The sequence below is a fragment of the Methylocystis sp. ATCC 49242 genome (assembly GCF_000188155.2).
Classification (GTDB): domain Bacteria; phylum Pseudomonadota; class Alphaproteobacteria; order Rhizobiales; family Beijerinckiaceae; genus Methylocystis.
Genome location: NZ_KE124774.1, coordinates 3,367,196 through 3,386,777, shown reverse-complemented (window position 1 = coordinate 3,386,777; position 19,582 = coordinate 3,367,196). Strand labels below are relative to the sequence as shown.

Genomic DNA, 19,582 nt, shown 5'->3' with positions numbered 1-19,582 from the left:
GAATATATGGCGGTCATCTCGCCGCTCCCCCATAGGCGCGATCGAGCGCCTCCACCGCGTCTTCGCCGCCGCGCATTGCATGGGTGTAGTGAGACAGCGTCACCACCGCGCTCTTGTGGCCAGCGAGCTTGGCGACGAGCCCGACTTCAACGCCCTGCGCCTGCAGCGTCGAGATGAAGGAATGACGCGCCGAGTGCGGCGCCACCGCCGCCAGGCTCAGCAGCTTTAGCGTCGGCGCCCAAATCCGAGCGCGGAAGTTGTTGTAGAGTAGCGCCCCCGCCGCCATTCTCGCGCAGCAGCCGCCAGGCGCGACGCTTGCCCAGCGTCGGGAACACCCGATGCAACGCGCCATCCTTGCGCGGGCAGCGCAGCCGCCAGGCGAGTAGCATCTCGCGCAGCAGCGGCGACATCAGGATCGACCGCGCGCCGGCGGCGGTCTTGGTCACCTCGGAGAGCGTTCCGTCCTTCAACTGAATGCGATGAATGTGGACGAGGTTGGCGCTGAAGTCGACGTCGTCCCACAACAGCCCCAGTTGCTCCGACGGACGCGTTCCGGCGAGAAACGGAAAGGCGATGTAGACGCCCTTGTCGTGATCTTCGCGCGCAGCGTCGAGCAGGCGCGCCACCTCATCGGGGGTTAGCACAGCCTTTCGCGCCTTGTCGCGTTGGCGCTGCAGGCCCGTCGGCATCGCTGGCGAGCGGAACTCATGGTCCTCGGCAGCGAGGGCCAGCGCCGCCTTCAGGATCGCCATCGCCTTGTTCGCCAAATAGATCGACACCTCCTCGGAGACCGGCCTGTGCCAGGCGCGTATCTGCCGGGTGGTCAGCTCCTGGACTTTGACATGGCCAAGCAGGGCAAGTGGACGAACGTTGGGCCTCGCGCCGACGCCCGACTGCTTCGTCGCCAGGCGCGCCGCGGCGGGCAGCAGCGGGCCGGTGACGTAGCGGGCCTGGAATTCGTAGCTGGCGAAAGTGTTCGGCCGCACGGCGTCGCGGTTCGCGTCGAGCCAGGCTGCGACGGCGTCGGCGACGGTGAGCGTTTTTCGTTCGGCGCTATAGGTCCCGCGCTCATATGCAGCGATGAGTTCGACGCGCTTCTCCTGGGCATCCTTCTGGCGTTCGAAGAAGCGTTGCTCGCGCGCGCCGGTGCGCGGATCACGCCAGTTGAGGACGTAGCGCAGCTGCTCCACCGTCTCGCCGGAAGCGAGCTTGCGGTGGCGGAGGCGCTTGGTGATGTTGATGTCGAGAGCCATGTCAGTTCGTTCCGAGTGCGTTGCCAAAACGAAAACACGCGTTAGAAACGTCAACAATTTTTTGAGCGCATTGGAGACGGCCTCTCGGCGTCGCGGGTGTAACCGCATGTGAAACCACGACCGCAAGAAGCCCCGGTGCAGCGTTCACGAAGCCGAGCACCGACGTTGCCGCACGGGCGGGAAGAGGCGCTGGTCAGGCGATGAGGCTGCCTAGCTTCCCGCTGGCATAGCTGGGGGTCGCGCATGTGCGGCGCGAGAGGCATCCCGTGACAATGTGACGACCGTGACGACGAATCGGCCACCTTCCGGACACGTCGACGCCCACGACACCTCCACCTCTCCTTTTTTCTTTTGTGTGCAAGGTAGGGGGAATCGCCGTCACGCTCGTCACATCGTCACACGGTTTGTTGGCGCCGTCCATCAGTATTGGCTCCAGTCACTGAGATGCGTCATTTCGTTTTTCCTGGCTTCCGCCGCCGCTGCGGCGGCTTGCTCGGTCAATTATGCCGTCAGCTTGCGTCCTTCTCTCGTTCGCCGCAGGAACTCGACCATGACGCCGGCTTTGCCGAGCGATTGCCGCATGCGTCTGAGCTTCGTAGCCAAGGCCTGCGGCGTCGTCGGAAAGAAGCGGTCGAAGCGCCTATTCTCGTCCTCGCAGAGCAAATTTAGCAGCTCGGAGGCGCGGCCTTCGAATGGGCCCCTGAGCAACACCCGCTCCAGCGCGGAAAACAGCGAATCATTCATCGCGAGATCGGCCTGGATGGAAGCCTGAGCTTCTTCCAGGGCCGTTAGCATCGTTCCCGGCGCGAGTCCCGTGGCTGACTCTGCGGCGGCAATCCAATGCGCCGCGTCCACCATGCGCAGCGTTGTAGGCGCGGGCGTCGTCACAAGATTGCGAATGGCGCAGGATACCGCAGAATAGAGGTCGTGTAGAAACTCCGGAAGCAGCGCCTCCAATTCGCACCAAATCCGCTCTTCGGTACGTCGAGCGCCGGCGGGCAGGGCTTCCAGCAGGAGCGGGATGGCCCGATCCATCAGATCGGGCCGATGGATGAAGTCGCCATTACCATTCAGCGCGAATGGCCGCGCCACCTCGATCGTATAGAGTTCGCCATCCGTATAGAGCTGCCTTTTCTCGAACCCGGCTTTTGTCGCCAGCGCAGCGAGCGCGTCCGACATATCGTTCTTGACGCCGGACAGATTGTCGAAAACGACGACGTGCCGATGCTGCGCGACAATCATCAAATCCTGGGCGCTATCCGGCAGGTTTGATCGCATAGGGATCGAAGGGTCTATCGCGCGCTTGCACATCTCGCAGATCGTGCTCTTACCGCTGCCCTGCTCGCCTTCGACGGCCAAGCATGTAAAAGGACCGTCAGGCCGCATTGCGCCAATGAGGAAGGACAACACAAGCGGCCAAGTTCGTTCGTCGAGGCTGGCAAGCCGCTTGAACATTTCGAAGCCGGAATAGGGCGTGGACCCGGCTCGCGGAAGCGGCAATGGGCGCATGCCATGGGAGCGGATCAAATTGATTCTCGGTCTGTGCGTGACCGAGTAGCCGTCGGCAGTTATCTCGACAACGGCTCCATCCTCACGGCCGGGGTCATGGCAAACCAGATTGTGGTCGCCGCCGACGCGGATGAACACGTCGCGCATCGGCGAATCGAAAACGGCGCGCGCTTTGAGGAGTTCAAGAAATTCGTCCAGATCGCGCGTCGGGATAGCCCGACCGGTGTTGCGGAAGTAAAGCTCCCGCAGGAACAGCTTGCAGGCTCGTGAAGGGACGCCGACGTTGACGACGCCGTCGCCGCCTTTCACTGGCAAGGCGATGAAGGCGTTGCGTAGCGGGCTTTGAAAGAGCTCGGGGCCCACGGCGTCAAAGCACTCCATCAGCACTTCAATGGGCTTGAGCTTCCGTTTCACGCCAGCTTTGGGATGCGCATCGAAACCCTTCTGAAGCGCTCCAGCGATCATAGCGGGGACCTCGTTCAGGGTGTTTCCACCGTAATCCTCTGGTAGGGTGGCGGCGACGAGCGCGAGGATGCGACCTTCGTCAGCAGTGAAGCGGACGAGCTGCGCAACGAAGCGCGTCGCGGCGTCATGTGTCGCTTCTCCTTGCAAGAGGACGGGGACATGCTCGCTCTCGAAGACTGCTTTGATCATCCCGATGGATACGACTACGGAGTGTTGCATTGTCTATATCTCCACGAGGGGGAGGGAGTTGAAGTCAACATCGAGCAACGATTGGCCAACCCAGCGGTATGGCCGACCTGTCTCGCGATGGATGGTCGGCGGGACCACGCAGAGCTTCTTCGAGAACAGGCACTCCGCGACCTTTCCGAAGCGCTTGCCCACATCGCCCTTGACGCGAAACTCGAGATTGCGCGGCTCGCCGCGGACACGGACGAAGACGACCATTCCCTTTCTGCCAAACCGACAGCAGGGCGGATCGCCGAGCAGAGCATGGCCGACGCGCGTGTAGGCGTCATGGTCGATGTCGAGCGCGCCGAGCGTCGTGCCGTCCGGAAACGGGCTCCCCATGAGGAGCCCGATGCCCAAGTAGCAATGCGACTTCAGCCACGACTGCAGCGTCTCGGGCGGCAGTTCGCCGTCGGGCTTCTGCCAATCGCGCACGTGGCAGGCTTTCGAACCGAGCGACACAGGACGGGGCCAAAAGCCGGCAGCGCGATAAAGCGGCGCGTGTTCCGCAAATATTCTTGCAGTCATGAGCGCCACTCCTGGAAATCGCGCAGCAGATGATCCTGGTCGTGATCGACCATGTCGTGCTCGTTGACGCGAATGACCAAAGTGGAGACGGGCGCGCTCCGCGCGGTATACCAGCTCGCGAAAGGGCGCATGAAGTTACACTGCGGCCGGAGCGGGCAACAGCAGCAAGCCGGCGACGGTTGAGAAACGTCCGGAGCCTCATTCATTTCCGGTTCCTTTAGAGAAGCCGATCCCGTGCGCGCAAACGGTGGCCGCGCGTTAGGAATTAGCGGAGTTGAGACTGAATTTTTGGGGCCGTTGGGCCGACCGAGGGCGTTAGCTTTCGTTCGTCGCGGCGCTATAGATGCCCCTCAGGGTCACGAATTTTTTCGAAGACCCAAGCGAGTATGTCTTCAGCAAGCCTTTCTTTGCGGCTCTCTGAATCACATGATATTTGAGTCCGCTCAGCTCAGCGGCCTCGCGGAACGTGCGCAGCTTATCGAGTTTGTGGACTAGCGAGTTGCTGGCATCCAGAGTAGTGTGATCTGCGTCCATCGGCATCGGTGCTTTCATTGGAATCTCTCCGTGGAGCTAAATAACGGCGCTTCGGTCAGAAAATCCACGTAGTTATTCGTGCGCTTTTGGCTCCCCGGGATTGATGCGGCGCCATAGCAGTGAACTGTCCACCTCGACTCCCAGTGCTTGAAGGTCTGAAATGACACGAAGAAGGCGCTTGTAGAAATCGAGCAAATACCATTTCAACGACCTCGTCACGCGGGCGAGAATTCGGTCGCGGTCTTTATCAAATTTTCGTTGAAGCCTTCGCACGACCGACTCTTCAGTGACCATGCGAAAACGGATCTCACGATCGTTCAGAACCTTCCTTACTATTGGACCGACATCAATTGTGGCGTTTGTGTCTTTGAGCCACTCTTCGAAAAACCTATTGCCGATTTCGTGCAGGAGCTCCTCGTCGTCGCTCTCGCGATTCCCACGCTTTCGGTGCGTGCCCAGCAACGCCGCTTCAGCTTCAAGTAGGCGGTCCTCGTTGGTTCTTTTCTCGTCGGTGGGATGAGCAGCGATGATGGCGCCTAAAATCAGCCGAAGCGGCCCCTCTGGTTCATAGCCAACATTCTCCAGCAGCGCTTCACCGTCCAACGTGCCGTCTTTGCCAATCCATGCAAAGTCCTCGGGACCCAATGTCGAATTTGTCCTCGGTCCTTGGTAATTCTTGGCATAATCCGAAATTGAGTCATAGTTTACTTGCGGACGCTTGCTTCGCCTCGAAGTAGTGGGATTCTTCGCAATTTTCGCCGGCTTTTTTGGCATCGGATCAACCTCATGAATTCGTGTTCGGCCCATCACCATGCGAACGCTTCGGGCGACCAAGAGTGACTGATGCTGATTGCGCCATACTCGCATAGCCGCCGCACTAACGCTCATGACTTCTACCTGAAGGAAGAGCGCGCCGAGCGCCGTCATGAATTGGTGAAGCTATATCTGGAGTGAATGAAGCCCGTCCGTGGCCGCACGGAGCCGAAAGAGGCGACATCTCAGCAATCCGTTACTATGCTGGTCCACACATGCGTGAGGAGGTAGCGAGCACAAAGATCCCAGGCGTTTCCCGCCGCGCGCATAATACGTCGTTAAGCCAAACAATGTAATCAGCGTCCAGCCCTAGCCGTTCATCCACCCAGCAAAGCCGCATCGCGCTGATCATCGAAACAGCCTCGCGACTAGCTTTTCTCTGTATTGCCAGAGCTGGTCTTCCAACCTGAGTGCGACCCGCTCAGCTGCCTCATAGTCCTGCTTCGGCATCCCCTTGGGGCGCGGCGGCGGCGGCGGGACGCTCGGCACGAGCCTTCGCCTGGGATAGTCGCTAGTCTGGGCTCCGAGGCGCTTTCGAATTTGGGCGTAGCGCCGTTCGGCCTGTCTAGGCTTGGAGATAAGGCCGCTGATGTAACTCAAGCGATGACAGCTGGAGCATCTAAACGAACTGTCCAGCGGTCCATAAAGCACCCATCGGCGGCGGCTGCAGCCAAGGCATTCCCAAAAAGGGGTCCAGCCACCAAAGTCAAAGCGGCGCAAGAGTATCGGAACAAGTTGCGCCATCTGGCTGGATGCCGCGCCAACGTCGAAGTCATGGGGATCATAGTGCAGGCGCAGGCTATGCGCCATCGCGTCGCCATTAGCTTGCTCGGCCCGACATAGAATGGTGTCAATGGCGGGGACAAAATGTGCATGAAGGCGGGGTAAAAGTGTACCGGTCTGGTTTCGAGAAAAGGGCCGCACGGCCCTTGTAGTTTAGTTGACGCGGGCGTTGAGGCGCGCGGAGCGTAGCGCAGCGCGGTTCAACGCGCGCGACGGCGATCAGTTCGTCGTGTCGGCGCCTCCTTTGTCGATTGCGGGCGCGTCGGGGAGATCGCGGTTTCGCCGTTGCGCTTTCTTTGCGGTCGCCAGCCGATAGCTCTCGCCGTTCATTTCCAGAATGTGGACATGATGGGTGAGCCGGTCGAGCAATGCGCCGGTGAGACGCTCGGAGCCAAACACCGACGTCCATTCATCAAAGGGCAGATTGCTGGTCACCAGCGTCGCGCCGCGTTCGTAGCGCTGGCTGAAGACCTCGAAGAGCAGCTCTGAGCCGACCGTCGTGAACGGCGCATAGCCCAGCTCGTCGACGATCAGCAGTTTGACGGTGTTGAGATGCTTTTGCAGCGCGCGCAGGCGGCGCTCGTCGCGCGCCTCCATCAGTTCGTGCACAAGAGCCGCGGCGGTCGTGAACGCGACGCTGAACCCCTTCTGGCAGGCGGCGGAGCCCCAGGGCGAGCGCGACGTGGGTCTTCCCCGTTCCGCTTGGCCCAAGGGCGATGCAGTTCTGTCGCTTCTCGATCCATTCGCACCGCGCCAGCTCCAGCACGAGCGGCTTGTTGAGTGAAGGCTGGGCGGTAAAGTCAAATGTGTCGAGGCTTTTGACCTGCGTAAAGCGCGCCAGCCGGATGCGGCGCTCGACATTGCGCCGCTCGCGATCAATGCGCTCCAGTTCGCACAGGCGTAGCAGATAGCGCGGGTAATCGGCGCGGTCCTGCGCCGACTCCAGCGCCACCTTCTCATATTCGCGCGCGAAGGTGGGAAGCTTCAGCGCCTTGAGATGATTACCCAGCAGCACCTGCGGCGCGACGATCGTCTGCGAACCTGGCTCATGCGAGATGGTCATGCCGGCCCCCCCGCGTTCGAGTCCATGACGCCCGCGATGACGCTCGCGCCGGCGACGAGCCCGAGATAGGCGCGCGGATCCGTCGCGCCGACCGTAGCCGCCGGCAGGTAGGGGTAGAATGTCAGATCGAGCCGCGCGGGCCGGTTCTCCAGCCTGGCCAGCAGCAGCATCTTCACTGCGTCAAAGCTGATCGCGCCAAGACGCAGCGCCTCCGCGACCGCCTGTTCGACCTGATGCTGATGAAAGTCCTCCATCAGCCGCAGCACCTGGATGAACTCGCGGCGCCCGCTATTCCCCATGCGCGCCTCCATCAGCCGCCGCAGACGATGCACGCAGTCGGCAAGCCGCCAGTCGTCGAGCGGCGCGGCCTGATCGAGCGCGCGGCTCTTGTGTTCGAGCAGGGCGAGATAATGCAGCGGGTTGTAGATGAACTCGGCCTTGTCGTAGCTGCGCGCATGCACGGCGATGGTCTCCCCGCCGCAGACAATCTCGACCCGATCGACATAGCCCTTGGCCAGCGCCTCCCGATGGCCGAAGCGCGTCGGGACCGAGTAATCGTTGTTGCGGTAGCGCACCAGCGCCATCGACGACACGCGCGTCGCGACCTTGTGACAGGCGTCATAGGGAGCCGGCGGCGCCGGCAGGAATGCCGCCATATCCGCCTGCATGCGTTCGCCGATCGGCGTCGACTGGCCGCGCAGGATCGCCCGCCGTCGTTTCGTGCAGGCGTCCAGGAACCTCGCGTTCAGCGCCTCGAAACTCTCCGCCACGGGCAGTGGCGTCATGAAGTTGCGCCGGACATAGCCGACAAGCCCCTCGACCTTGCCCTTGTCATTCCCCTTGCCGGGCCGGCCAAAGCGATCAGCAAAAAGGTAATGGCTCTGGAGTTCCGCAAACATTTGCGAACGCAGACGCTCTCCACCCTTCACGATCCTGGCGACCGCGAGACGCGTATTGTCGTAAAGAATGGACTGGGGGACGCCGCCAAAGAAGGCGAAGGCCGCGACATGGCCGTCGCAGAAGGCTTCCGCCGTCTCCGCCGGATAGGCCTTGACGAAGCAGCCGTCCGAATGCGGCAGGTCCATGCAAAAATAATGAAAGCGGACCTTCCTGCCGGCGATATAGGCGTCCGCCTCGCCAAAATCCGCCTGCGCATTCCCCGGTCGATGGCTGAGTGGAATAAACATCTCGCGCGACCGCAACTGCGCCTGCGCGACATATTCCCGGACGATCGTGTAACCGCCGGAAAACCCTTCTTCGTCCCGCAGCCGTTCGAATATCCGCTGTGCCGTATGACGCTGCTTGGCGTGAACAAGCCGATCATCCGCCAGGACCTTGTCGATCCAGGCCATATACGGCCCCAGCTTCTTCGAGATCGGCCGCTCCCGACGCCGATACCCCGGCGGAACCGAATATTGAAGCATCTTCGTGATCGTATTGCGGTGCACGCCGAAGCGCCTGGCCGCTTCCCGGCGGCTCAGCCCTTCCGCCATCACCGCGCGTCTCACCCGGGCATAGAGTTCCACTGTGAACATCCTTTCGGCCTCTCCATGCCAGTCGATGACATCGAGTTCGGCCTATCAGGACCGGTACACTTTTGCGCCGCCGTCAAAGCAGCCCCCAAAGCCGGTTCAGTGGTACACTTTGCCGCCGCTGTTCATACAACCCTTCAGCATTTTTGCGCGTTCCGGCAAGCGATCAGGAGAGTTCGGCGTGCGCGTCGATCATGCGACTTGCCGCCAGCCATGGTTGCAACGCGATTCTGCCGTCCCCTCGCGGGGGTGAAAGCGCTTCGTGATTGAGCCGGCCTATCCCGATCAGGCCGCTCAGAGCACCACGACCCGCGTTCCTTTCGAGACGCGGCGATAAAGATCGATGGCGTCCGCATTCATCATGCGAATGCATCCCGAGGACACCGCCTTGCCGATCGTGTCGGGCTCATTGGTGCCGTGGATGCGAAACAACGTGTCCTTGCCACCCTTGAACAGATAAAGCGCCCGCGCGCCGAGCGGATTTTCCAGGCTGCCATCCATATGCGTCGGCAGGTCGGGACGACGCAGCAGCATTTCCTTTGGCGGCGTCCATCCTGGCCAAAAGGCTTTGCGGCCGATTTCGGCCACGCCCTTCCACTCGAACCCCTGCCGTCCCACACCGACGCCATATTCGATCGCCTGACCATCCTTCAGCGACAGATAAAGCTTGCGCGTTCTGGTGTTGATTGTGACGGTTCCCGGGGGCTGGCCGGTCGTATCGTCTACGAAGTTTCGCGTCGTCGCGGTCGGATCAATGTCGGCGTCGAGATCGACCGGGGTCGAATAGGCCGGATCAGCGTCGGGCGGAAGCGCGGCGACGCGGACCTTGCGCTGCGGATTGGCGCGAGGCGGGAGCGTCGCGCGCGGTTCGGCGTCGGGGACATATTCCTGATCCAATGTCTCGCCGGGCGCAGCCCCGAAGTCCCGCTCATCTTTCGGCGGTTCGACGTCGGGAGCGCCCGCGCCATAGGACTCGGGCGGTCCTGAATAACTTGGCTCTGTCGCGCGTGAATAGTCAAGGTAATGCGCATATTGTTGGCCCGTCGAGCAGCCCCCCAACAGCAATGCTGCGCCCCCGATCAGACATGCGAGGCGAGACTTCGGCCGTTCCAGCATTATGATCCCACTCTTGCGTTCCGCCGCATCGTGGTAGAAGTAAAGACAGTCGCTCGAATTACAAGGCCGCGCGAGGAGAGACTCGCGGACGCCTCGCCGCCTTTCGGTTGCGACCGGGCCGCGCCGTCAGGCATGCCCGCGCGCCAAAGGGGGGGCGACGCCGGAACCGCTCGCCATCGACAGAGTTCGCGTTTATCGTGGCCGCGTCAAGGCGTGAAGCAGGCCGGATGTCGGGAGACATGACTGAGACAAACGCTCCTGAGCAACAGGCGGAGTGGGGAGCAAGGCGCGCCGCGCCGGCAAGCGCCGTGGGGCGACGTCGGCCATGGCGGCTCGCGCTGGCGATCCTCGCGCTTGCGGCCGCGGTCGCGGGGGCGGCGCTTTACTGGACGCTGGGCGCGGACGGCGCGACGCGCTTCGTGACCCGCAAGGTTACGCGCGGGCCGGTGACGCGAAAGGTGACGGCGAGCGGCGCCATCAATCCGGTCATTACCGTGCAGATCGGCAGTTACGTTTCCGGCGTGATCCAGGCGCGCTATTGTGATTACAACACGCGCGTCGTCAAAGGACAGCTTTGCGCCAAGATAGACCCGCGCCCCTATCAGATCGTCGTCGATCAAAACAAAGCCAGCCTCGCCGTCGCCCGCGCTCAGCTCGCCAAAGACAAGGCAGGTCTCGCCTATGCGCGCATAAATTACGAGCGCAGCCGTCGTTTGGCGGCGACGAAAGCCGTTTCCCCTGATGTCGTGGACAACGCCAAAAGCGTCTATGACCAGGCGCAGGCGCAAGTCGGGCTGGACGAGGCGATGGTCGCTCAGCGCGAAGCGGAGTTGCGCGCGGCGGAAATCAATCTCGGATACACGGGCATCATTTCGCCCGTCGATGGAACGGTCGTCTCCCGCAGCGTCGAGACAGGTCAAACCGTGGCCGCGAGCTTTCAGACGCCGACGCTTTTCCTGATCGCCGAGGATCTGACCGCCATGCAGGTCGACACCAATGTCTCCGAGAGCGACATCGGCGAAGTGAAGCTCGGCGACAAGGCGTCCTTCACGGTCGAATCCTTCCCGAAGCGGGTTTTCCACGGCGAAGTCACACAGGTGCGGCAATCGCCGCAGACAATACAGAACGTCGTGACCTATGACGCGGTCATCAGCGCGCCGAACCGCGATGGACTGCTGAAGCCCGGCATGACAGCCACCGCGCGCATCACTGTCGATGAACGCAAGGACGTCCTGCGCGTGGCCGATCAGGCGTTTCGCTACGCCCCCGGCGGTCTCGCAACGCTCTCCGCGTCCGGCGAGGTTCCCGAGGGCCGCGCGCGGCTCTGGGTCCTGCGGGATGGACGCCCGCAGCCTGTCGTCGTTCTGCCCGGACTCGACGACGACGCCTTTACCGAGATCGTCGAGGGCGAAATCCGGGTCGGCGACGAGGTGATCATCGGCGAGGAGGAAACAGCCGAGTCTCCCCGTCCGCCGGCCCGCGCTTCATCGCGTCGCTGACCGCCAGAAGGAAGCCGGTCGAGACCATGAACGACGCTGTGATCGAAGTGCGAAATGTCACGCGGACATTCACTGTCGGCGAAGTCGAGGTTCAGGCCCTGCGCGGGGTGAATCTGAAAATCGCGCGGGGCGAATTCGTAGCGATCATGGGCGCCTCCGGATCTGGAAAGTCGACCCTCATGGCGATCCTGGGGTGCCTCGATCGGCCGAGCGGCGGGCGCTATCTGCTCGAGGGCGCTGACGTGGCCGCGGCGACGGAGCCGGAGCTGGCCCGCCTCCGCAGCGAGAAACTCGGCTTCGTTTTCCAGAGCTTCAATCTGCTGGCGCGGACGAGCGCCCTCGAGAACGTGGCCTTGCCCCTGTTCTATTCCGGCGCCGAAAGCGATGGACGGGAGAGGCGCGAAAAGGCGCGCATGGCGCTTGCTTCGATGGGCCTCGCCGATCGTGAGAACAACACGCCTTCGCAGCTCTCGGGGGGCCAGCAGCAGCGGGTTGCAATCGCGCGCGCGCTCATCAATGCGCCGAGCGTCCTATTCGCCGACGAGCCGACAGGCAATCTCGACACGAAGACGTCGCACGAAATCATGGAGACGCTGGCGGCGCTCAATCGCGACCAGAAAGTGACGATCATCGTCGTCACGCATGAATCCGATATCGCCGCCTATGCGGACCGCGTCGTCACGATGCGCGATGGGGCGATCATTTCCGACGAGCGCCGCGGGCCCGGCGCCGCATTGGCGTCCGGAGCGCCTTCGCCCATGCGGGAGGCCGGCCGGCGCGCAGCGGCGGCGCTTTTCGACTCCGCCCGCGCGCCCGCGCAGGCAGGAGTCGCGCGCATCTCGGCCGCGGCCTTCGGCTCCATGGTCATTTCGGCCGCCATCCAGGCGATCGCCCGCAACAAGCTGCGCTCTGCGCTCACCATGCTCGGCGTCTTCATCGGCGTCGCTGCTCTGATCGCGATGGTCGCGGTCGGCAAGGGCGCCAATGAGGCCGTGCGTCGACAAATCCAGAGCCTCGGCACCAACCTCGTCGTGGTGGTCCCCGGCGCGGTCACTTCGGGAGGCGCAAGGGCGGGCTTCGGCAGCGCATCGACGCTTACTGTGGCCGACGCCCAGGCGATCCGCCGCGAGGCGGCGTCGGCCGGGCTCGTCGCCTACCTCACGCGCCAGTCCGGCCAGGTGCAATACGCCAACAAGAACTGGACGACGATTGTGCAGGGGGTCTCGGCGAACTATCCGCCGGTCACCAACTGGCGCATCCAGGCGGGGCGTGGTCTCGGCGAGGAGGACGACAGGAGCGCCGCGATGGTCGCAGTGATCGGACGAACCGTCTACCGCGAGTTGTTCCCGCGTGATGAAAATCCGCTCGGCGCGTCGATCCTGGTGAAGGGCGCGCCGGTGCAGGTCGTGGGCGTGCTGGCGGCGAAAGGCCAGAGCATGTGGGGACAGGACCAGGATGATCTGGTGATGATCCCTTTCAGAACGGCCGAACAGAAGGTTCTTGGCGTCGCCGCGCCGGCGCAGCAGACGAATCTCACCGTCGCTTATCCGCCGCCGCCCAATCCCTTCAATCTGAAGCCTCGGCTGACAGGCTATGTGAATCAGATCTTTGTGCAGGCTTCGTCGCCCGATCGCATTCGGCCAGTGATCGACGAAATCAATGAGGTCCTCATGCGCCGGCACCGCGTCAAGCCGGGCGCCGAGAAGGATTTCCATATCCGTAATCTCAGCCAGATCGCAGAGACGGCCGAAAGCAGCAGCAAGGTGATGGCGGTTCTTCTGGCTGTCGTCGCCTCGATCTCGCTCGTTGTCGGCGGCATCGGCATCATGAACATATTGCTCGTGTCCGTGACGGAACGGACACGCGAAATCGGCCTGCGCATGGCCGTCGGCGCGCGGCGCCTGCATGTCCTCACGCAGTTTCTGGCGGAGGCCGTGCTGATCAGCGTGACCGGCGGCGTCGCCGGAATCGCGGCGGGCGTCGGCGTGTCGCTGGTCATTTCCCTATTTTCGGAATGGTCGTCGCCGGTCTCCCTGTCGGCGATAGCAATCGGTTTCCTGTTCTCCGCCGCAGTCGGGATATTTTTTGGCTATTATCCGGCCCGCAAGGCGGCTCATCTGGATCCGATCCAGGCGCTGCGCTACGAATGACGGTCGTTTCCCCGGGGTGGCGTAGCTGGATGTGAGCAAGCGGCTCGCGGCGGTTATCGGCGATTCGCCGGTGGGATCAGGTTGCGAAAGTCCAACGCAACCGAGGAACCGCCGGTGACCGACGAAATGATGAACCTGCGCGCGCTCGTGGAGAAGCCCGCCAGACGCCGATATGTCGCGAGAGATAATCGGCTTCGCCGCCGGGCGATTGGTGGAGATGGACGCCGGCGCGTTGACCGGCGCGGCATGGTTTACGCTTGCGGCCGATTTTGAGGTTCTCCTGTCGGGCCAAAAGCCGCAGAAGCGCTTTCCTTTCGTACGTGCGCATGCATAGAGCCATACGAAATTGGCGGACGGGGCCGCAGCCGCTCAGCCTTAGATGTCGTCAGAATCGCCAAACATCGACGGTGCTCTGCCGATTAGTGGTTGGCTTGAACTACCATTTCTCACCCGAAGCGGTCATCCACCAAAGGCCGGGGACGGAATGGCGCTCGAGTTTCGAGCCTATCGTTTGGAGGCCGCAACCGATTTGAATTTCAAGATTACCCTGTCCGTGTCCAGGCTTGACGCGTCTTATATTTCCACCATATTAGAAATATGGAAAAACAAGAAGCCATCGCGGCCCTCGTCGCGCTCGGGCACGAGACGCGGCTCGATATTTTTAGGCTGCTCATGCAGGCCGGCCCCGAGGGAATTCCTGCGGGGAAAATCGGCGAGCAGCTTGGGCTCCCGCCTGCAACGCTGTCCTTTCATCTCAGCCAGCTCAAACACGCAGACCTCGTGACGTTCCGACGCGAAAGCCGATCGCTGATTTATACGGCGGCCTATCCGGTCATGAACGCACTGCTCGCTTACATGACAGAGAATTGCTGCCAGGGCGCAATCGCTTCATGCGAAGCCGCTGCTCCTCCAACTTGCCAGCCAAAGGGAAGCCATGAAACGCCTGCACCTGCACGTTTCCGTTGATGACCTTGCGGGGTCCGTTCACTTTTACAGCGCGCTTTTCGGGTCTGAGCCGACCGTCGCCAAACCCGACTACGCAAAATGGATGCTCGATGATCCGCGCGTTAATTTCGCGATTTCGGCGCGGGGCGGAAAGGCGGGCGTCGATCACCTCGGAATTCAGGTCGAGACGCCCGAAGAGTTGAGAGAAGTTTATAGCCGGCTGCAACAGGCTGAACGGCCTGTGCTTGAAGAAGGCGCGACCACCTGCTGCTACGCCAACTCCGAGAAAGCGTGGACCTCGGACCCGCAAGGGCTTTTGTGGGAGGCGTTCCTGACGACCGGCGAAAGCACGGTTTACGGCGACGATGAAAAGCTGGTGGGATTCCGCACGAGTCGCGAGAAGGTGGAGGCCTCCCCCTGCTGCAGCTCCAAACCTGCGCCTGTCGTTGAAGCCGTTTGTTGTTCTGGAACAGGAGCCAACAAATGAACGAGCACGTTTACAATGTCTTCTTTCTCTGCGCCGGCGGCAATACCGCGCGATCGTTCCGCTAAACGAAGACACGCATTCCTTGCTGCTGGCGACGCCGATTCACCGCCTCGACAAGCTGGCGCTGAGCAACCGCCTTCGAGAAATCGGCGACGCGGAAGTCGTAATCCACGGCCATAAAACAGAGGCCTAGTCGTGACGATCACCATTTACCACAATCTGGCTTGCGGCACCTCGCGGAGCACGCTGGCGATGATTCGACAAAGCGGCGAGGAGCCGGTCGTCGTCGAATATCTGAAAGACACACCCACCCGCGAACGGCTCGTCGAGCTGATCAAGGCCATGGGCATTACCGCACGCGAGCTGCTGCGGCAGAAGGGCACGCCTTATGATGCGCTCGGCCTTGCCGATCCCAACTGGACGGAAGACGAGCTGATTGGCTTCATGCTCGAACATCCGATCCTTATCAACCGGCCTATTGTCGTGACGCCGAAAGGCGTGCGGCTGTGCCGCCCTTCCGAGGCCGTGCTCGATATTCTGCCCAACCCGGACATTGGCGACTTCACCAAGGAAGATGGGGAAGTTGTCACCCGCAAGGCGCTCAACCCCAAGCCTGAAAGGATTCCCATGGCCACCATTCACGTTTTCGATCCCGCCCTTTGTTGCAGCAGCGGCGTCTGCGGCGTCGATGCCGATCAGGCGCTTGTCAGCTTTGCGGCGGATGTCGATTGGGCGAAAACGAACGGCGCGCATATCGAGCGCTTCAACCTTGCGCAGCAACCTATGGCCTTTGCCGACAACGCCACGGTGAAAGGCTTTCTCGAGCGCTCCGGTCAGGAGGCGCTGCCGCTGATCCTCGTCAATGGCGACATTGCGCTAGCCGGGCGCTATCCGAACCGCGCCGAGCTGGCGCGCTGGGCGGGCGTCAAGGAAGCGACTGAGCCGCAACAGGGCTCATGCTGCGGCGGCAAGACCTCCTGCTGCTGAAGGAACGCCATGAAATTCCTCGAAGGCGCGCCCCGCTTCCTCTTCTTCACCGGCAAGGGCGGCGTCGGCAAAACGTCGATTGCCTGCGCCACCGCGATCCAGCTCTCGGAAGCAGGACGCAGGGTGCTGCTGGTCAGCACCGATCCGGCGTCAAATGTCGGGCAGGTTTTCGGGGTCTCTATCGGAAACAACATCACACCGATTAGTGACGTTCCCCGGCTGTTTGCGCTTGAAATCGACCCGGAAGCGGCGGCGCAAGCCTATCGCGACCGTATCGTCGACCCGGTGCGCGGCAAGCTGCCGGCCCCCGTGGTCAAGAGCATCGAGGAACAGCTTTCCGGAGCCTGCACGACGGAAATCGCCTCCTTCGATGAATTTACCGCCCTGCTGACTGATGCGGAAATCACTACGGCTTACGATCATATCGTTTTTGACACCGCGCCGACCGGCCACACCATCCGCCTGCTGCAGCTGCCCGTCGCATGGTCAGGATTCCTTGAAGCTGGGAAAGGCGACGCGTCATGCCTCGGGCCGCTGGCAGGGCTCGAAAAACAACGCGCACAATACAACGCCGCCGTGCAGGCGCTCGCGGACGGGCAACGCACCCGCCTCGTCCTTGTCGCCCGCCCCCAGAATTCGGCGCTGCGCGAAGCGGCGCGCACCCATGGCGAGCTGGCGGCAATCGGCCTCACTCACCAATTCCTGATCGTCAACGGGCTGCTGCCCGAGGAGGAAGCGGCGCTCGATCCGCTCGCCAAGGCGATCTACGGACGCGAGCAAGCGGCCTTGGCCGCGATGCCGGACGAACTGCGCGCCTTGCCCCGCGATGATTTGCCTTTGAAGCCGTTCAGCCTCGTCGGCCTCGATGCCTTGCGCCAGCTCCTTGTGGAAACCTGGTCCCAGCCGGACGCGGCGAGTGGGGAGCCGGTTGATCTGCGCGCGCCAAGCCTCTCCGATCTCGTGGATGACATCGCCGCTGACGGCCATGGGCTGGTCATGCTGATGGGCAAGGGCGGCGTCGGCAAGACGACGCTGGCGGCGGCCGTCGCCGTCGAACTGGCGCGGCGCGGGCTGCCGGTTCACCTCACTACTTCCGACCCCGCCGCGCATCTCACTGAGACGCTGCATGGCTCCATGGAGCATCTGGCGGTCAGCCGTATCGACCCGCACGCCGAAACCGAACGCTACCGGCAGGAAGTGCTGCGGACGAAGGGCGGGAGCCTCGATTCCCAAGGGCGCGCTTTGCTCGAAGAGGATTTGCGCTCGCCCTGCACCGAGGAAATAGCCGTCTTTCAGGCCTTCTCGCGCATCATCCGCGAGGCTGGCGAAAAATTCGTGGTCATGGACACGGCGCCGACCGGCCACACCCTGCTGCTGCTGGACGCGACCGGAGCCTATCACCGCGAGGTCGCGCGCATGCTCGACGCCAAAGGCGCGCATTACACCACCCCGATGATGCAGCTTCAGGACGAGAAGCGCACCAAGGTCCTTCTCGTCACTTTGGCGGAAACCACACCCGTCCTCGAAGCCGTCAACCTGCAAGCCGATCTGCGGCGCGCCGGTATCGAACCTTGGGCATGGGTCATCAATAACAGCGTGGCGGCGGCGCGGCCGCGTTCGCCCCTCTTGCGCAAGCGCGCTCAAAACGAGCTGGGCGAAGTGAAGAAGGTGGCGACGGTCCACGCCCGCCGCTACGCCGCAGTGCCGCTGCTTGAAGAAGAGCCAGTCGGCGTCGAGCGCCTTCTCAAACTGGCCGCGCCCGTCAGAGAACCGGCCTAAGCCTGCTTTAGAGGAAGAGTATCGGCCATGAGTGAAGCCTCAACCCTCCCGCGCCCGCCATGGGCGTATTCGAGCGTTACCTGACGCTCTGGGTCGCGCTCTGCATCGTCGCCGGGGTGGTCTTCGTCTGGTCAAACCTCGTAGAGGGCGAGCCGCATTTCACGCTGTCGCAGGTCGCCCTCAATGACAGCATCATGGTGATCGCCTTCGCGCCGATTGTCGCTTTGCTACTTGGCCTCTCGTCCATCAGTGTGTCATGGAACACGCTGCTGCTGTCAATTGTGCTCTACATCGTCGAACCGGTCATCATCGCGCACCTCTGGCGGCGGGCGCTGCTAGCGCAAGGCGGGCAAGACGCCCTGCAGAAGACTCTCACGCGGCTCGGCCAGCTGTCGCTTTCGGCCCTGCTATTGACCCTCGTCATCCTCTTCAGCCTGCGGGGCGAACAGATCATACGCCAGCCGCTCGTCATCGGCCGGCTGGCCGTGCCGATCCTGATTCAGGTCTATTTCATTTCGGGGCCAGCCTATCTGCTCAACCGCGCCCTTGGCGTCGAGTGGCGCGTCGCCGGGCCTCCGGCGCTGATCGGCGCGCAACTTCTTCGAGCTGGCTGTCGCGACGGCAATCGCGCTGTTCGGCTTCCAGTCGGGCGCGGCCCTGGCGACGGTCGTCGCGTGCTCGTCGAGACGCCCGGTCATGCTCTCCGTCGTCCATATCGTCCGCCGCTCGCGTGGATGGTATGAACACAAAGCGGCTTAACCCCTAGCTCAGACGAGGCAATTGAAATGTCGAAAAACCCGCTTCGCCATCACACGCCTGACGACGACCCGGAAGCCGGCACGCCTGGCACCGGGGAAGATGTCTGCCCGGAATGCCACGGGACCGGCAAACAGGTCGACAAAAAGACGGGCCAGCCCACGGCGGAGCCCTGCGAACGCTGCGACGGAACCGGGCGGATCGTCGAGGGGATTGGCTAGATCCCATGGGTGAAATGGAAGAGGCGAAAGCCAAGGCCGCCGCCGCCTATAACGCTGCGGCGGACTATTTTGACCATCCTGTCAGCTCCTTCTGGCACCGCTTCGGACGGCGGACGGTGGAGCGCCTAGACCTGCGCGAGGGTGAAACCGTTCTCGACGTATGCTGCGGGAGCGGCGGGTCGGCTTTGCCCGCTGCCGAATTCGTCGGTCCGAAAGGAAAAGTTGTTGCGGTCGATCTCGCTGAGCGGCTTGTCGCCTTGGGGGCGGCGAAGGCGCGCGAGAAGGGGCTCGGCAATATCGAATTCAGTACGGGCGATATGCTGGCGCTCGGCTACCCCGACGCCAGCTTCGATGTGGCGGTCTGCGTCTTCGGGATTTTCTTCGTTCCCGACATGGCGGCGGCCACCAAGGAGCTGTGGCGCATGTTACGCCCCGGCGGGCGGCTGGCAATCACAACATGGGGGCCGGACCTCTTCGAGCCCGCCAATAGCGCCTTTTGGGAAGCCATTCGCACGGAACGCCCCGACCTTATGAAGGGCTTCAACCCTTGGGAGCGGATTTCGACGCCTGCGGGGCTGCGCGAGATGCTCGGCGAGGCAGGAATCGAGAAGACCGAAGTTGTCGCGGAAGCCGGAAGCCACCCGCTCAATTCTCCCCTCGATTGGTGGCTGATCGCCATGGGCAGCGGCTATCGTGGCACCCTCGCCCAACTTGACGCTGCGACCTTGGCTCGGGTTCGCACGAGGAATCTCGTGCTCTTGGATGGATGCGAAAAGATCACGACGAACGTTCTCTATAGCGTGACCGTCAAGTAGGAGCCCATAAGCTGCATTGAGAGATCTGCCCGAAGGTCAGGAAATGGCGCAAAGCGGCTATCTTCGAAGGGGCGCTTATGACCCGAAGTGGCCACTCGAATCTGACGCCCGTTTCGGACGCT

At 62.5% G+C, this 19,582-nt stretch carries 16 protein-coding genes and 3 pseudogenes; 10 read left to right on the top strand and 9 right to left on the bottom strand.

The annotated features are described in order from the left end of the window. Positions 1–13: 13 nt before the first annotated feature. The 9 genes and pseudogenes from MET49242_RS25590 to MET49242_RS18480 all read right to left on the bottom strand — a co-directional run bounded on the left by MET49242_RS25590 (position 14) and on the right by MET49242_RS18480 (position 9,821). Positions 14–205 carry a tyrosine-type recombinase/integrase gene (locus MET49242_RS25590; protein ID WP_036285153.1) on the bottom strand — a complete coding sequence of 64 codons (192 nt, stop codon included), beginning with the start codon at positions 203–205 and terminating at the stop codon, positions 14–16. After that, positions 147–1,253 (bottom strand): tyrosine-type recombinase/integrase, encoded by a 1,107-nt coding sequence (locus MET49242_RS18520; protein ID WP_036285151.1) that lies wholly within the window; start codon positions 1,251–1,253, stop codon positions 147–149. The genes MET49242_RS25590 and MET49242_RS18520 overlap by 59 nt, the downstream gene beginning before the upstream one ends. 501 nt (positions 1,254–1,754) lie before the next feature. Beyond that, positions 1,755–3,446, bottom strand: a complete 1,692-nt coding sequence (locus MET49242_RS18515; protein ID WP_144259690.1) for a hypothetical protein — start codon at positions 3,444–3,446, stop codon at positions 1,755–1,757. A gap of 3 nt (positions 3,447–3,449) precedes the next feature. Beyond that, positions 3,450–3,980, bottom strand: a complete 531-nt coding sequence (locus MET49242_RS18510; RefSeq protein ID WP_036285147.1) for a bifunctional DNA primase/polymerase — start codon at positions 3,978–3,980, stop codon at positions 3,450–3,452. A 315-nt stretch (positions 3,981–4,295) separates the two neighbouring features. Beyond that, the gene (locus MET49242_RS18505; protein WP_144259689.1) at positions 4,296–4,532 is read right to left on the bottom strand and encodes a hypothetical protein; all 237 of its coding nucleotides are present in this window, start codon (positions 4,530–4,532) and stop codon (positions 4,296–4,298) included. 54 nt (positions 4,533–4,586) lie between these two features. Next, positions 4,587–5,441, bottom strand: a complete 855-nt coding sequence (locus MET49242_RS18500; RefSeq protein ID WP_144259688.1) for a hypothetical protein — start codon at positions 5,439–5,441, stop codon at positions 4,587–4,589. Positions 5,442–6,329: 888 nt separating this feature from the next. Next, positions 6,330–7,173, bottom strand: a pseudogene (istB, locus tag MET49242_RS18490) (IS21-like element helper ATPase IstB). Next, a complete protein-coding gene (istA, locus tag MET49242_RS18485) occupies positions 7,170–8,708 on the bottom strand; it encodes an IS21 family transposase (protein WP_051134306.1) in 1,539 nt (512 codons plus the stop codon). Before istA ends, istB begins: the two are co-directional and overlap by 4 nt. Positions 8,709–8,999: 291 nt before the next feature. Then, entirely contained in the window at positions 9,000–9,821 is an 822-nt protein-coding gene (locus MET49242_RS18480) for a L,D-transpeptidase (protein ID WP_084679203.1), read from the bottom strand. A gap of 239 nt (positions 9,822–10,060) precedes the next feature. Between MET49242_RS18480 and MET49242_RS18475 the strand changes: the two genes are divergently transcribed. The 10 genes and pseudogenes from MET49242_RS18475 to MET49242_RS18435 all read left to right on the top strand — a co-directional run bounded on the left by MET49242_RS18475 (position 10,061) and on the right by MET49242_RS18435 (position 19,460). Continuing rightward, the gene (locus MET49242_RS18475; protein WP_036288690.1) at positions 10,061–11,320 is read left to right on the top strand and encodes an efflux RND transporter periplasmic adaptor subunit; all 1,260 of its coding nucleotides are present in this window, start codon (positions 10,061–10,063) and stop codon (positions 11,318–11,320) included. 26 nt (positions 11,321–11,346) lie between these two features. After that, positions 11,347–13,470: an ABC transporter permease gene (locus MET49242_RS18470; protein WP_036285136.1), complete on the top strand. Its 2,124-nt coding sequence runs from the start codon at positions 11,347–11,349 to the stop codon at positions 13,468–13,470. A 597-nt stretch (positions 13,471–14,067) separates the two neighbouring features. Beyond that, on the top strand, positions 14,068–14,436 hold the full coding sequence (locus MET49242_RS18465) for a helix-turn-helix transcriptional regulator (RefSeq protein ID WP_036285134.1): 369 nt from the start codon (positions 14,068–14,070) through the stop codon (positions 14,434–14,436). Further along, positions 14,405–14,902: an ArsI/CadI family heavy metal resistance metalloenzyme gene (locus tag MET49242_RS18460; RefSeq protein ID WP_036285131.1), complete on the top strand. Its 498-nt coding sequence runs from the start codon at positions 14,405–14,407 to the stop codon at positions 14,900–14,902. Before MET49242_RS18465 ends, MET49242_RS18460 begins: the two co-directional genes overlap by 32 nt. A 195-nt stretch (positions 14,903–15,097) precedes the next feature. Beyond that, a pseudogene (gene arsC / locus MET49242_RS18455) lies at positions 15,098–15,502 on the top strand (arsenate reductase (glutaredoxin)); the annotation flags it as partial. 27 nt (positions 15,503–15,529) lie between these two features. After that, on the top strand, positions 15,530–15,889 hold the full coding sequence (gene arsD / locus MET49242_RS24465; protein ID WP_084679333.1) for an arsenite efflux transporter metallochaperone ArsD: 360 nt from the start codon (positions 15,530–15,532) through the stop codon (positions 15,887–15,889). 9 nt (positions 15,890–15,898) lie between these two features. After that, positions 15,899–17,668: an arsenical pump-driving ATPase gene (arsA, locus tag MET49242_RS18450; protein ID WP_036285129.1), complete on the top strand. Its 1,770-nt coding sequence runs from the start codon at positions 15,899–15,901 to the stop codon at positions 17,666–17,668. A 116-nt stretch (positions 17,669–17,784) separates the two neighbouring features. After that, a pseudogene (locus MET49242_RS18445) lies at positions 17,785–18,427 on the top strand (arsenic resistance protein); the annotation flags it as partial. Between the two features lie 26 nt (positions 18,428–18,453). Next, positions 18,454–18,645, top strand: a complete 192-nt coding sequence (locus MET49242_RS18440) for a hypothetical protein (RefSeq protein WP_036285126.1) — start codon at positions 18,454–18,456, stop codon at positions 18,643–18,645. A gap of 5 nt (positions 18,646–18,650) precedes the next feature. Continuing rightward, positions 18,651–19,460, top strand: a complete 810-nt coding sequence (locus MET49242_RS18435) for a class I SAM-dependent methyltransferase (protein WP_036285123.1) — start codon at positions 18,651–18,653, stop codon at positions 19,458–19,460. The last annotated feature ends 122 nt before the right edge of the window (positions 19,461–19,582 follow it).